Here is a 13,757-nt window from a genome sequence, read left to right as displayed (position 1 = left end):
TGTATCGATTGACGCTGCGACCGCCCATGCGGTCTCCAGGATGGGAAGCTTGACCGAGATGGGTGCTGGTAACGCCGTTCAGAATGCAGCGCTCGGCGAAGAGATCGTGCGCCGGGTCAACGAGCTCGCGGCGATCTCGGAAGATGGCGACAAGCTCACTCGCGTCTTTCTTACCAAAGAGCTGCGCGCAGCCTCCGATGTCATTCTCGGCTGGATGCGTGAGGCCGGCATGAGCGCGCATCTCGACGCGATCGGCAACGTCTGCGGCCGTTACGAAGGTGAGCGGCCGGGAGCGCCCTGCCTGATGCTTGGCTCGCATTACGACACGGTACGCGATGCCGGCAAATGGGATGGGCCGCTCGGCGTGATCACGGCGATCGCCTGTGTCGCCGACCTCAACCGCCGCGGCAAGCGTCTGTCGTTCGCGATCGAGGTGGTCGGCTTTGCCGACGAGGAAGGCGTGCGCTTCGCCTCGACGCTGCTCGGCAGTCGCGCCATGGCCGGCACATTTGACGCAAGCGCTTTGAACGCGCGCGACCGGGACGGTGTGTCGATGCGTGATGCGCTCATCCAATTTGGCCTCGACCCTGATCATATCGGTGCGGCAGCGCGCGCCCGGCGCGAGTTATTGGCCTATCTCGAATTGCACATCGAGCAGGGGCCGGTGCTGGAAGCACGGAATCTTCCTGTCGGCGTCGTGACCGCGATTGCGGGCGCAACACGGCTGGCGGCGCGGCTGACCGGCATGGCCGGTCACGCCGGCACCGTCCCGATGGCGCTGCGCCGTGACGCGCTTACAGGTGCTGCCGAATGCATCGGCGCGATCGAGCAGTTTTGCCGTACCGACGAGGGCGGGCTGGTCGGCACCGTCGGCTACATCCAGGCAAGGCCCGGCGCGACCAATGTCATTCCGGGTGAAGTATCCTTCACCATCGACATGCGTGCGCCGACCGACATGCATCGCAAGCGCGCGGTCGCCGACGTCGTCCGCCAGATCGAGGCGATCGCCAAGCGCAGGCATCTGGCGCTTCAGCTTGACGTCACCCATGAGAACCGCACTGTTCCTTGCGCGCCCTGGCTGAAGGACCAGATCGCACAGGCGATCGCAGCCGAAGGTTTTGCCGCCTTCGAGCTGCCGAGCGGGGCGGGGCATGACGGCATGGCGATGATCGACATTGCCGATGTCGGGATGATCTTCGTTCGCTGCCGCGGTGGCATCAGCCATCATCCAGACGAGCATGTCGAGCTGGCTGACGCCGACGCCGGCGCACGGGTCGTGCTGCGGGTGATCGAGCATTTCAAGCCACCAGCGTCGTAGGCCCGGAAGTCACCGGGTAGAGACACGAATCAGAGAAGTGTAAATGGTGCAACTTCACCAAACGTCAGCCGACTTAGACAAATGAACAGCGACATTTCCCTTTCAGGCCATCGAGCGAGCCGGTTTTACCAGGGTGCGGCTGCGACCTTGGTCGCCAACGCCCTTCAGGCAGTCAATTTTCTCGGTGACCGGTTCATGAGAAAGTCGCAGCATTCGCTGTCGGCGATCGAGGACCTCTATCGGCACTCGATGGACAGCGCCTTTTCGGTGACCGAGACTTTCCTTGTGACAGGCGCTCCGCACGCCTCCGCCTACTATCCGCGCGACTTTGCCTGGTTCTACCCTGACGTCCTCGACCCCGAGACCATCATGGATGCGCAGGATGCGGTGCGTCGGGCACGCCTGCTCGAAAAGAGCGTGCGCCTGCTGCTCGAGGCGGTTCGCGCCGATGTCGTCACGACGACCATCGTTCCGGCCGGACGCGGCCGATATCTCGGTGTGAACTATTTCTCGCGTCCCTCGGATACGTTGCTCGGCATTTTGGCTGGTCTGCAGCAGATGCTCTCGGCCGAGGTGCGGGCGTCGTCCTATCTGGCGATGTCGCAATGCGCGCATGCGGGTCGCCTGCTGCTGGCCGAATATGGCGCCGATTTAAAGCGCGCGATCCTGAAGCTCGCGAGCGAGCTCGAGCCGTTCGACGCTGACAGTGTCAGATATTTGCTCTGCGACGCCAGCGGACCTCGTTCGGCGGCAACCGACACCCGCGCCGAGCGCCGGCGTTTCGTCACCAATGCCTGCGTCTACACGACATTCGCGTGGGCCGTGCAACTCGGCATCGTCGACGAGGTCGAGCTGAAGCGGCTACTCGGGCGCGACCTCGCAGAATACAAGAAGGGTCTGCTCCGCCTGTTTGGCAAGGACGGCTACATCAGGCATTCGCTGGATGGCCCGGCGGGTACGCCGGTCTCCATGGTCGCGCTGGATTTCGTCAGCGTGCATCGCGGCTTCTGGGACTTGAACGATGCGAGCGAGCGCGCGTTGTTCTCGGCCACAACGGATCTGATCCTGGCCGAGCCCCGCTTCCGCATCCCCAGCACGTTCCACTTCCTGGTCTCGGCGGATAACCCGCGGAACAAGATGATCCACAAGATCGCGGCGCCGGCCTATCAGGGGCGCTCGTCGTGGCCGACGTTCAACGTCGAATTCGCCGATCGCATGCTGGACTTTGACGAGCTCTCGGGGAGCGATACCTATCGCGCCTGCGCACAAGGGATATTGAAGGACATCCGCACCGCGACCGAGGTCCACGGGGGTTACCAGGAGCTGATCTCGGAGCAGGGATTGAAGTATCGCACCTGGGCCTATAAAGGCGCGGTGGCGCATTCCTGGTTCCCGCGCTTCCTCTCCGTCTGGAGCCGGGCCTACGGGACGCCCTTGCTCCGCTGCAACGACTGAGCCGCGATCTTCCTGCGGCCGGCCGCGTTGGAATGACAGGCCAAATCGTCAGCAAGCCATTGATGGCAATCCGGAAGCGCCTGCTGGTTGCGACAATAGGTCTCTGCTCGTCGTCATAATCTCGTAACCGAAGTGACACGGCCAAGCAGCACGTCTGACAAGCGCGCCCCTTAACCTGACATGCGTTGAAACAATTTCTCTGCATTCAGGAAACGAACGGAGGGGTGTGTAATGCTTTCAAAAACGACGCGACGTCTGCGTGACCGTACGGTGGTGACGGCCGCTATCCTGTCGCTGATGGGACATGACGTTTATGCGATGGACATGCTCGGCGGCAGCAACAAGAACGGCGACCGCACCGAGAGCCCGATCAAGCATGTGATCGTCATTCTCGGCGAAAACCGCACCTTCGACCACGTCTTCGCCACCTACGAGCCGCGTCATCCCGGCGAACGCGTCGACAATCTGCTCTCCAGGGGCATCATTACCAGGGACGGTCAACCCGGGCCGAATTACACCAGGGCCGCGCAGTCCTCCACCGTCGTCAACAATACTTACTCGATCAATCCGACCCCGAAGACGCCGTATAATCACACGACCAACAAGGTGCAGACGCTCGGCACATCCTATGCGCCGCAATCCTGCTACACTTCCGTCGATCAGGCAGCGCTCAATGGTCCGGGATGTCTCGCCACGATCCAAATCGCGCAGCAAGGGGATTACGGCTTGAGCCAGCAGGATCTGCCGCTGTTGACGACCGGTGCGACCGGCCTGCCGGGCAATTCGCCCGACACACGCATCCTGGACTCCGACAATCTGCCGAACGGTCCCTATCCGCTCGTGACCCTGGCGCAGGGCGGCGAAGCCCCGACCAGCCTCTACAAGACCTATGGCGGCAGCCCGGTGCATCGCTTCTACCAGATGTGGCAGCAGCTCGACTGCGACGTTGCCAAGGCGACCCATCACAATCCGAGCGGCTGCCAGGCCGATCTCTTCACCTTTGTGGAACAGAGCGTCTCTTCGGGCAGCAATGGCAATCCGACCCCGCATGCGCTGAAGGAAGGCGGCATCGCACTCGGCTTTTATAACGTCGCCAAAGGCGATGCGCCCTATCTGACCGAGCTTGCGCGCAAGTACACGCTCAATGACAACTTCCATCAGAGCGTGATGGGGGGCACTTTCGCCAATCACATGATGATCGGCTATGCCGACGCGCTCTATTATGCCGACGACAAGGGCGACCCTGCCAAGCCCGACCACGTGCTCGTACCCGGCTCCAACCCGCCGCAATATGTCAACGAGATCGAGAACCCGAATCCGGCGCCGGGCACCAACAACTGGTATCTCAACGACGGCTATGGCGGCGGGAGCTATTCGAACTGCTCGGAACCCAGCCAGCCGGGCGTGGGCCCTGTCATCACCTACCTCAATGCCATCCACGTGTCGCCGCGCTGTGCGCCCAACGCCTTTTATCTGCTGAACAACTACGTTCCCGCCTTTATCGGCAGTGGTGCCACCGATCCGATCAACAACGGGCCGTTCACCCTGCCGCCTGTTATCAAGCAGCGGCATATCGGCGATGCGCTGACCCAGGCCAATGTCTCCTGGGCCTATTTCGGCGAGCGCTGGAACGACTTCAAGACGGCCCCTGGAGAGGGCACCAATTTCGGTGCGCTGGACCCGGTCGCCTACCTCTATTGCAACATCTGCAACCCCTTCCTGTTCTCCGCTTCGGTCATGACCCATGCGGAGCAGCGCGATGCGCACATGAAGGACACGCTCGATCTCTACGACGCCATTGCCAAAGGCAATCTGCCCGCCGTGTCGTTCGTCAAGCCGAGCACCTTCAACGACGGTCATCCAGCCTCGTCCCGTGTCGACCTCTTCGAGGCCTTCACCAAGAAGATCGTCGATCAGGTGAAGTCCAACAAGGAGCTTTGGAAGTCGACCGCGATCGTCATCACCATGGACGAGGGCGGCGGTTACTACGACTCCGGCTATATCCAGCCGGTCGACTTCTTCGGCGACGGCACGCGCATCCCGCTTCTCGTCGTTTCGAAATACTCGCGCGGCGGCCATGTGTCGCATGAATATGGTGACCACGTCTCGATCACCAAGTTCATCGAACGCAATTGGCATCTCAAGCCGCTCGGACCCAAGACGCGCGACACCTTGCCGAATCCGATTGCGTCGGACGACAATCCCTACGTTCCCGTCAACCGGCCCTCGATCGGCGATCTCTTCGGCAACTTCAACTTCGCCGATCGTCACGACGACGATCACGACAACGACCAGGACTGATCGGAGCAGCCTTCATCAGCATGACCCGGCGGCTGCCCAGCCGCCGGTCGATCTCATCTGAATCGCATGGAGCAATACGCGTGGACGCCACAGGACAGCATGCCGCCAGCGCGGCTTCGATAGAGGCGGCGCGCCGTGCCTTTGCAAGCGGCGATCTGAGCTCCACCGAAACGATCTGTGCAAAGGTGCTCGCGGGCAATTCGTTGGATTGGCGCGCCTGGGCGCTCCTGACCGAGACTGCGCTGATGCGTGATCGTCTCGATGCCGCAACGGTCAGCGCGGAACGCGCCGTCGCTCTCGCTCCGACCAATCCGATCACGCTGGTGTTGCGTGCGAAATGCCTCTTCATGAAGGGAGAGGCGCGTCAGGCCAGTGCAGTGACGGACGTTGCGGCCATGCATGCTGGCGAGGACGCGGACGCGCTTGATTCAGTTGGTGCCATGTTTGGCTTGCTGGGGCTTCAACAGCAGGCGAGGGAGCTTTTCCGCCGCGCTGTCGCCCGGAAGCCCGGCGTACCGCAATATCTGTTCAACCTGGCCGCCGCCGAGCGGATGATCGGCGCACTCGGAGACGCCGAAGCGCATTGCAATGCGGCGATTGCGTGCGATCGCCGCTACGGATTGGCTCACTACCTTCGTTCGGACCTGCGAATCCAGAGCCGCGACCGCAACCATGTCGACGAGATGGAGGCCGTGATTGCCGCAGGGCGTTTGTCGGCGCCGAGCGAAATCATGCTGCGCTTTGCGCTTGGCAAGGAGTGCGAGGATCTGGAGCGCTGGGACCGCGCTTTCGCACACGTCGAGGCAGGCAATAACTTGCAGCGGCGGTCGCTCCCGCGCGATCCCGCCGCTGAAATTGGTGAGGTCGATGCGATCATCCGGGCGCACACGCGACGCTGGATTGATGCTGCGCCGCGCGGCTACGCCGATGCGGCGCCTGTCTTCGTCAGCGGCCTGCCACGTACCGGTACCACGCTGGTGGAACGGATTATCGCCAGCCATTCCGCGATGCATTCCGTAGGCGAGACCAGCGCGTTTGCTGCGGAGATGCGCCGCACCATGGCGGAACGTCCAAGGGGAAGCGACCTCGAAGGTATCGGCAGGCGCTACCTGGATCAGGCCACGGCGCTCCGCGTGCCGAACAACGTTCGCTTCGTCGACAAGACGCTGGAGAACTACCTTTATTGTGGCCTCATTCACGCGGCGCTCCCCTCGGCAAAGATCATCCTCGTGCAGCGGCATCCGATGGATGCGTGCTGGGCGATCTACAAGGCGCACTTCCGCAACAAGTTCGCGTTCTCCTATGATCAAACCCAGCTTGCGGACTACTATCTCGCCTATCGCCGTCTGACGCGGCACTGGCGCGACGTGCTGCCGCCTGATGTGCTCATGGAGATCAACTACGAGGACGTCGTTCGGGACCAGGCTGCGGCGAGCCGGGACATCATCCGGTTTCTGGGGCTTTCCTGGGAAGATGGGGTGATGCGTTTTCACGAAAGCCCGGCGCCATCGGCGACCGCCAGTGCCGTTCAGGTGCGCCGTCCGATCTACGCATCCTCGGTCGGGAAATGGCGGCACCATGCCGAACGATTGGGGCCGCTCAGTGAGCGCCTGGCGCGCGAGATTCCGGAGGCGGAGCTGATATGACGACGTCTCAGTTACTTTTGGTCCCCGTGATCGTGTGTTCCATCGTTCTGGCCTTTGGCCGAACTGCGTCGGCCGAGGTGAAGGTCGAGGGGCGACCGGACGCGGTTCATCTCGAGGTGCATGACACCTCGCTCCATGACGTGTTGGCCGCGCTGCAAGAGCGGTTCAATCTGCGTTATCGCACGGTCGACGCGCTCGAGGCCCAGATGACGGGCGTCTTCGATGGACCGCTGCGTCGTGTGGTCGCCCGGCTCCTCAGCGGCCATGATTATGCGATGCAAGTCACTGCAGACGGTGTCGACGTCCTGGTGCTGACATCGCAGAGGTCAAGCGCGACCGTCGTCGCTGCGGTGACGCCCGCAAGCGCCGCCCGGCCGCCGCTGACGGCGGCCGAGCGTAGGCATTACGACAGCGGGCACCTGCGCTAGCACGAGCCGGCCTCAGCCCGCCGTCACGTCCACCAGCTCGCCGCCTTCGAGCACCTTGGCCGCCTTGGCACGGTCGAGATCGCCTTCCCAGGCGGCGACGACCACGGTCGCGACGCAATTGCCGATGAGGTTGCCGACTGCGCGGGCCATGCCGATGAACCAGTCGACCGACAGCACGAGCACGAGGCCGATCGCCGGAATGCTCGGCACCGCGTTCAGCGTCGCGGCCAGGATCACGATCGCCGAGCCCGGGACGCCGTGCGCGCCCTTCGATGTGATCAGGGAGACGCCCAGCACCAGCAGGAGATCGCCGAAGGACAGCGGCGTGTTGGTGGCCTGCGCGATGAAGACGACGGCGAGTGTGAGATAGATCGAGAAGGCGTCGAGGTTGAAGGAGTAGCCGGTCGGGATGACGAGGCCGACTACGGAATCCTTTACGCCCATGCGCTCGAGCTTCTTCATGATCTGCGGCAGCACCGCGTCGGACGACGCGGTTGCTAGCACGATCATCAGTTCCTCGCGCAGGTAGGACAGGAATTTCAGGATGTTGATGCCGGCGAGCGCCATCACGCTGCCGAGCACGCCAAGGACGAAGATGCCGACCGAGATGTAGAACAGCATCACCAGCGAGACCAGCTGCTTCAGCGAGCCGACGCCATATTTTCCGACCGTATAGGCGACCGCGCCAAGCACACCGAGCGGTGCAACGCGAACGATTAGCCCCATGACGCGGAACAGCACCGTGGAGGCCGCGTCGATTACCGAGGTGACGAGCGCGCCCTTCTCGGCGCCGACCAGCGCGAGACCGACGCCGAACAGCACGGCGAAGAACAGCACCTGGAGCACGTCATTGCGCGACAGCGCGTCGAACGAGGTGGTCGGAATCACGTTCATCAGGAAGGCGCCGACGCCTGCGCCCTGTAGCTTGTGCGCATTGTCGGCATAGCTACTGAGCGCCTTGGCATCGAGCGTCGAGGGATCGATGTTCATGCCATGGCCGGGACCGAAGACGTAGGCCAAAATGAGCCCGACCACGAGCGCCACCGTCGTCATCGCTTCGAAATACAGCAGCGCCTTGACACCGACCCGACCAACCTTCTTGAGATCGCCGGCACCGGCAATGCCGTGTACCACGACGCAGAACACGATCGGCGCCACGATCATCGAGATCAGCTTCAGGAAGGCGTCGCTGAGGATCTTCAGACCGATCGCAAAGTCCGGGGCGGCCACGCCGAGGACGATGCCCAGAACCAGTGCGGCCAGGACCTGGACGAACAGGGAGGTGTAGAGTGGCTTGGGCTCGGCGGTGGGTGCCGCGGTGATGGTCGACATGGTGGATTCCCCCAGTTTGACGCGACTTGGACGCCAAAAGGAGCAACAACCGTGCCAGAATGTCGCGGTTTCGGCCGGGAAACCGTCTATTCCGCGGCTTTTGCCGTCTTCCCGAACATCCGTACCGGCGCCGGGAAGCCGCACGAGGTGCCGTCGGTGACGTTGACCTGGTCTTCCCAGGGCAGCCGATAGGTGCCTGCAACCATGTCCTGCATGAACGTGTAAGGACAATCCATCGCCCCGCCCTTCACCGCGACGTAGCCGCGGTGCCAAAGCTGATAGATGTTGTTCTCGACGCCCCAATTGATACGGGCTTCGCGCACGAGGTCCGGCCGCACCTCGGCCGTGATGATCTCGTCGGCGCGACCTGTGGTGCCGTGCGCCAACACGCTGCCGTCGAAATTGACGATCATGCCTTCGCCCATGGAATCGAAAGAGCCGTCCGAGCCGCACATGCAGACGTTTGCGGTGACCATCAGGTTCTGGAACGAATTGGCCTGATTGGTGAAGCGCCAGGCGTCGCGGATCGGCGCGGTATAGCCGGCGGTGCGGATCATGATCTCGGCGCCCTTGTAGGCGCACTCCCGCGCCATCTCCGGAAACATGCCGTCATGGCAGATGATCAGCGCGATCTTCGCGCCGTTCGGGCCTTCGATCACGGGAATGCCGATGTCGCCGGGCTCCCACGGTTCGACTGGAATCCAGGGATGAAGCTTGCGGTAATACAGCTTGATCTCGCCGTGGTCGTCGATGATCAGGCCGGAATTGTAGGGATTGCCGTGCGGATTGAACTCCATGATGGAGAAGCAGCCCCAGATCCTGTTGTCGACGCAGGCCTGCTTGAAAGCCGCGACCTCCGGCCCGTCGAGGCGGCACATGATCTCGGGATTGGTGTCCATCGAGAGGCCATGCAGCGAGTATTCGGGGAACACCACCAGGTCCATGGTGGAGAGGTTGCGGCGGGCCTTGCCGACCATCCAGACGATACGCTCGGTCTGCCTGGCGAGATCGGCACGGGTCACGACGTTCGGCAGCTGCAATTGCACGAGCCCGATGACCACGCCGTTGGGAGATTTGTTCAGTCCGCCAAGCCCGTTCATGACCAGCTCCCTTGCGTATCTGGCGCGGCGTCGTTGCGCGCGATCGTTTCTCGGCAGAGCAAATCCGATTTTGGTGGCGGGCAAAAGTCCATTTTTCAGGCGGCGGGCGATGGTCGTGCTCGCGGGGCCGCCGAGCCCGGAACGCCTTGGCGCCCATTGTTGCAGCGTGGCGTGCCTCAAGTCCCGGCTTGACCGTCCAATTCGGCTGGTGTCAGAATTATGACATGAGTACAGCAGAAAGACATGGCGCAAGCCTTCGCGACGAATATGCCGAGATGACGCGGCAGCGCATCGTTGCGGCGTTTGTCGAGACCCTGGAGGATGAGGAGGCCGACGACATCTCGATGGCCGCGGTGGCCAAGCGTGCGAAGGTGGCTGAACGAACCATCTATCGGCACTTCAGGACTCGCGCGGAGCTGTTTGCGGCGGCCGGCGAATGGATCGAGGACAACGTCTTCAGCTACATCCCCTTCACCTCGCCCGACGAACTGCCCGAGATTTTCCGCAAGCTGTGTAAGCGGTTCGACCGTCATCCGCATCTGGCGCGCGCCATCGCGATGACCAGGGCGGGCCGCCGTGTGCGCGCCGGCTTCAGGCGGCACCTGATCGATCAGCATCGCAAGGCAATGGCGCCGCTGGTGCGGCACCTTCCAGCAAAGGAGGTCCGCCAGGCAGAGGCGCTCGCGTCCTACCTCAACAACGTGCTGGCCTGGAACGCGATGCGCGAGGATTTTGGCATGACAAGCGGCGAGATCGCTGACGCGATCGAATGGGCGCTCACGACGCTCCTGAAGGATGTTCGGCAGCGCGATGCCGCCGCTACGCGCGCCGGCAAGATGGAGAAACCGCAGCGGAAGCGGGCCGCGGCTTCGAAAGTACCGGAATAAAGTGAGGCAGGCCATGAACGCGATACCCGACGACCTCTTGATCAATGCGCCCGACGAGGTTCGCATTCGCCAGGACCTGGTGCTGACGGCGCTCGGTCGCCGTCCTGCCGATCGCGCCTTGCGGGTCGGCAAGTTACTGGACGTGCACAGCCGCACCTGGAGCGAGGACCAGGAGATCGTCTTCAAAGGCCGGCGTATCGCCTGGGTGGGGCCGGCCGGAAGCTATCCCGGCGAGGTCCGCGAACGCGTGCACCGGCCTGAGTTTGCGGCCGTGCCTGGCTTTGGCGAGGTGCACAAGCATATCGAAAGCTCGCACCTGACGCCGGAATGGGAAGCGGCGCTGGTGCTGCCGCACGGCAATACCTGGACGTGCGAGGCCAGCCACGAATTCTCCAACGTCAATGGTGCGCGCAATCTCGAATTCTGGTTCGAGGCACGCCGCCGCGGCTCGCCGCTGAAAATCTTTCCGCAGCCGGGCTCAGCGGTGCCGCCGACCGCGTATGAATGGGGTGGCGGCTGGTATGGCCGCGACGAGCAGGCGCGCTTCATGGCCGAAAGCCTGATGGTCACCGGCCTCGATGAGGTCATGGACTGGCCGGCGGTTTGGAACCCGGACAACCCGTCCTACAAGCGGCTGTGGGGCATGATCGAGGCGACGTTCGCGGCGCGTGGTGTCGTCGAAGGCCACGCGTCCGGCCTGCGGGATCTGCCCTCCATCAACGCCTTTGCCGCGGCCGGGCTTGCATCCGACCATGAAGTGCAGACGCCGGAAGAGACCTGGGACAAGCTTACGCGCGGCTTGTTTGTCGAGCTCCGCGTTTACGCCATGGACGAGATCGTGAAATGGCTGATTGCGAAGGGTCTGCAGGATTGGTCGCAGATTGCGTTCACCACGGATGACCGCAGCGCCAGCCATACGCTGGAGCTCGGCGCCAGCGATCACAATGCGCGGGTTGCGATTGAGGCCGGCCTTTCGCCTGAGATCGCAATCCAGTGTCTGACCATCAATCCGGCGCGGCACATGCGTCTCACGCCGTTCGTCGGCAGTCTCGCGCCGGGACGCTTCGGCGACGTCGTGCTGCTGTCGGATGTTGCCAAACTCGAAATCGTCGAGGTGTGGGCCGATGGCGCGCAGGTCTCCGAAGGCAAACGCTACCTCGGAGAAGTGCCCAGGATCGAATGGCCCGAGTGGGCGACCAAGACGGTCAACATCAAGCGCACGATCAAGCCTGAAGATTTCGAGCTGCGAGCTGAGCCCGGCCGGGCCACGATGAAAGCGGCGGTGATCCGCCCCTTCCATTGGCATCCTGAGTTCTACACGCTTGATCTGCCCGTGCGTGACGGTGCCGTGCAGCGCGACGAGAGCGAAGCCATCACCAAATTCGCCATCGTCGACCGCTTCTCCGGCGATGGACGGGTCGCAAAGATGTTCTGGCGCGGTTGTGGACCGCGCACGCCGGAAACGGCGCTCGCCTGTTCGGTGGCGCACGACAAGCACAATATCTGGGTGGTCGGTTCGTCCGACGCCGCGATGGCAAAGGCGGTGAACGCGCTGATCGAGCTTCAGGGTGGATGGGCGCTGGTGCGCGCGGGCGAGCTCGTCGCCACCGTGCGCTTCGAGGTCGGCGGCCTGATGAGCTGTCGTTCGGCGCAAGCGCTTGATGCCGAGATGCAGGCGCTCTACGCGGAAGGCCGTAAGGTCGACTGGATGTACGAACCGACGTTTCGGCCGCGCTGGTATCCGGGATTTCCTGAGAGACTCATGTTTGCCACGCTCACCTGCGCGCCGTGGAGCTGGGTGCTGGTGGCGCCGTGCGAGCAGGCGCCGCTCGGTTTTATCAACGTGCAGACGGGCGAAGCGCACCCGGTGGTCTGGTAGGGGGAGGACTGCGATGAACGAGATGACGAAGCCACAAGCCGCTTCCGCAGAGCCGGAACCGCGCGCAGCGACCGGGCTGCTCGATCGGGCCTTTCGCCTCACCGAGCGTGGCACGAGTGTCGGCCGCGAGATGATGGCCGGAGCGACTACGTTCGCAGCGATGGCTTATATTATTGCCGTGAATCCCGCGATCATGTCCAACGCCGGAATGGATCGTGCCGATCTCGTCAGTGCCACGGCGTTGGCCGCGATCTTCGGCTCGGTGATGATGGGGTTGTGGGCAAACCTGCCGCTCGCCGTTGCACCCGCAATGGGTTCGAATGTCATCTTCACCTATGTCATCGTCAAGCAGATGGGCATGCCCTGGCAGGGCGCGCTCGCCATGGTCGCCTTCACCGGCGTGCTGTTCCTGATCCTCAGCCTGTCGAAGCTGCGCGAGAAGGTCGCGAAGGACGTGCCGGAAGCGCTGAAGATCGGCATCCAGGCGGCTGTCGGCACCCTCATCGTCTTTATTGCACTGCGAGGGGCCGGATTCGTCGTCCAGAATCCGTCAACCTATATCGCCATGGGATCGCTCCGCAGTCCGCCAGTGCTGCTGACGCTGTTCGGCCTCCTGCTCACGCCGGTGCTGGTGGTGAGGCGGGTCCCGGCGGCGTTGATCCTGTCGATCGTGCTGTTGACCGTGATCGGCTTCTTCGTTCCCGGTGCCAACGGCAAGATGGTGACCTCGATGCCATCGGCGATCATGTCGTGGCCACGCTGGCCGACCAGCACTTTCATGGCGCTCGACGTCGGCTATCTCTTCAGCCATTTCGTCGTGGCACTGCCGCTGCTGTTCTATTTCCTGTGCGCCGAGTTCTTTTCGACGCTGGGCACGCTGATTGGTGTGACGGGCGCCGCCAATTTGCGCAAGCCGGACGGATCGATCCCGAATGCCACCGCGGCCTTTGCGACCGATGCGACGGCGTCCATCGTCGGCCCACTGTTCGGCACGTCGGTGGTGACGGCCTATATCGAATCGATCACCGGGGTGCAGGCCGGCGGCCGGACCGGTCTGACGTCGCTGACCGTCGCGGGGTTCTTCTTCCTCGCGCTGTTCTTCTGGCCGATCTTTGTCATTATCCCATCGCAAGCAACCGCGCCTGCGCTGGTGCTCGTTGGTGTGCTGATGATGCAGGGCCTCGCCCGGATCGACATGACCGATCTCGGCAATGCGATTCCGATCGTTCTGACGCTGTTGGTCACCGTGCTGACTAACAACCTCATAAACGGTATGGCTCTGGGGACTCTGAGCTACATCGCGCTGGAAGTGACGATCGGCCGGCGATCGCGGATTCCTGCGATGGTGTGGGGACTTGGCGTTGTGTTCATTGCTTACGCAATCGTGACAGCCCAGATTTTTTGATGCGCG

At 62.9% G+C, this 13,757-nt stretch carries 10 protein-coding genes; 8 read left to right on the top strand and 2 right to left on the bottom strand.

Annotation, left to right across the window (positions count from 1 at the left end; translation table 11 throughout):
• Window positions 1-58 precede the first annotated feature (58 nt).
• From L6637_RS31540 to L6637_RS31520, 5 genes are all read left to right on the top strand, one after another.
• A complete protein-coding gene (locus L6637_RS31540; protein WP_237873015.1) occupies window positions 59-1,318 on the top strand; it encodes an allantoate amidohydrolase in 1,260 nt (419 codons plus the stop codon).
• Between the two features lie 81 nt (window positions 1,319-1,399).
• Entirely contained in the window at window positions 1,400-2,773 is a 1,374-nt protein-coding gene (locus tag L6637_RS31535; RefSeq protein WP_237872959.1) for a hypothetical protein, read from the top strand.
• A gap of 231 nt (window positions 2,774-3,004) precedes the next feature.
• Window positions 3,005-5,074 (top strand): alkaline phosphatase family protein, encoded by a 2,070-nt coding sequence (locus L6637_RS31530; RefSeq protein ID WP_237872958.1) that lies wholly within the window; start codon window positions 3,005-3,007, stop codon window positions 5,072-5,074.
• A gap of 80 nt (window positions 5,075-5,154) precedes the next feature.
• Entirely contained in the window at window positions 5,155-6,720 is a 1,566-nt protein-coding gene (locus tag L6637_RS42640) for a tetratricopeptide repeat-containing sulfotransferase family protein (protein ID WP_237872957.1), read from the top strand.
• The gene (locus L6637_RS31520; protein ID WP_237872955.1) at window positions 6,717-7,148 is read left to right on the top strand and encodes a hypothetical protein; all 432 of its coding nucleotides are present in this window, start codon (window positions 6,717-6,719) and stop codon (window positions 7,146-7,148) included. Before L6637_RS42640 ends, L6637_RS31520 begins: the two co-directional genes overlap by 4 nt.
• Window positions 7,149-7,160: 12 nt before the next feature.
• Here L6637_RS31520 and L6637_RS31515 read toward each other — a convergent pair whose 3' ends face one another.
• Window positions 7,161-8,480, bottom strand: a complete 1,320-nt coding sequence (locus L6637_RS31515; RefSeq protein ID WP_237872953.1) for a dicarboxylate/amino acid:cation symporter — start codon at window positions 8,478-8,480, stop codon at window positions 7,161-7,163.
• 86 nt (window positions 8,481-8,566) lie between these two features.
• Window positions 8,567-9,580, bottom strand: a complete 1,014-nt coding sequence (locus tag L6637_RS31510) for a formamidase (protein ID WP_237872951.1) — start codon at window positions 9,578-9,580, stop codon at window positions 8,567-8,569.
• Window positions 9,581-9,804: 224 nt separating this feature from the next.
• On the opposite strand from L6637_RS31510, the gene L6637_RS31505 reads away from it, so the two are divergent.
• Genes L6637_RS31505 through L6637_RS31495 form a run of 3 tightly spaced genes read left to right on the top strand, consistent with a single transcriptional unit; the run spans window position 9,805 to window position 13,751 of the window.
• On the top strand, window positions 9,805-10,467 hold the full coding sequence (locus L6637_RS31505) for a TetR/AcrR family transcriptional regulator (protein ID WP_237872950.1): 663 nt from the start codon (window positions 9,805-9,807) through the stop codon (window positions 10,465-10,467).
• Window positions 10,468-10,480: 13 nt separating this feature from the next.
• On the top strand, window positions 10,481-12,346 hold the full coding sequence (locus tag L6637_RS31500; protein WP_237872949.1) for an adenine deaminase: 1,866 nt from the start codon (window positions 10,481-10,483) through the stop codon (window positions 12,344-12,346).
• Between the two features lie 13 nt (window positions 12,347-12,359).
• Window positions 12,360-13,751 (top strand): NCS2 family permease, encoded by a 1,392-nt coding sequence (locus L6637_RS31495; protein ID WP_237872948.1) that lies wholly within the window; start codon window positions 12,360-12,362, stop codon window positions 13,749-13,751.
• Window positions 13,752-13,757: the final 6 nt, after the last annotated feature.

The organism is Bradyrhizobium zhengyangense (assembly GCF_022012435.1).
Classification (GTDB): domain Bacteria; phylum Pseudomonadota; class Alphaproteobacteria; order Rhizobiales; family Xanthobacteraceae; genus Bradyrhizobium; species Bradyrhizobium zhengyangense.
The sequence above is the reverse complement of the archived record's forward strand: the minus strand, read 5'-3'. Positions and strand labels throughout refer to the sequence as shown.

Bases quoted from the DNA above. Each gene is read 5' to 3' on its own strand.
- L6637_RS31540 (WP_237873015.1), top strand. From the start codon at position 59: ATGGGTGCTGGTAACGCCGTTCAGAATGCAGCGCTCGGCGAAGAGATC.
- L6637_RS31535 (WP_237872959.1), top strand. From the start codon at position 1,400: ATGAACAGCGACATTTCCCTTTCAGGCCATCGAGCGAGCCGGTTTTAC.
- L6637_RS31530 (WP_237872958.1), top strand. From the start codon at position 3,005: ATGCTTTCAAAAACGACGCGACGTCTGCGTGACCGTACGGTGGTGACG.
- L6637_RS31520 (WP_237872955.1), top strand. From the start codon at position 6,717: ATGACGACGTCTCAGTTACTTTTGGTCCCCGTGATCGTGTGTTCCATC.
- L6637_RS31515 (WP_237872953.1), bottom strand. From the start codon at position 8,480: ATGTCGACCATCACCGCGGCACCCACCGCCGAGCCCAAGCCACTCTAC.
- L6637_RS31510 (WP_237872951.1), bottom strand. From the start codon at position 9,580: ATGAACGGGCTTGGCGGACTGAACAAATCTCCCAACGGCGTGGTCATC.
- L6637_RS31505 (WP_237872950.1), top strand. From the start codon at position 9,805: ATGAGTACAGCAGAAAGACATGGCGCAAGCCTTCGCGACGAATATGCC.
- L6637_RS31500 (WP_237872949.1), top strand. From the start codon at position 10,481: ATGAACGCGATACCCGACGACCTCTTGATCAATGCGCCCGACGAGGTT.
- L6637_RS31495 (WP_237872948.1), top strand. From the start codon at position 12,360: ATGAACGAGATGACGAAGCCACAAGCCGCTTCCGCAGAGCCGGAACCG.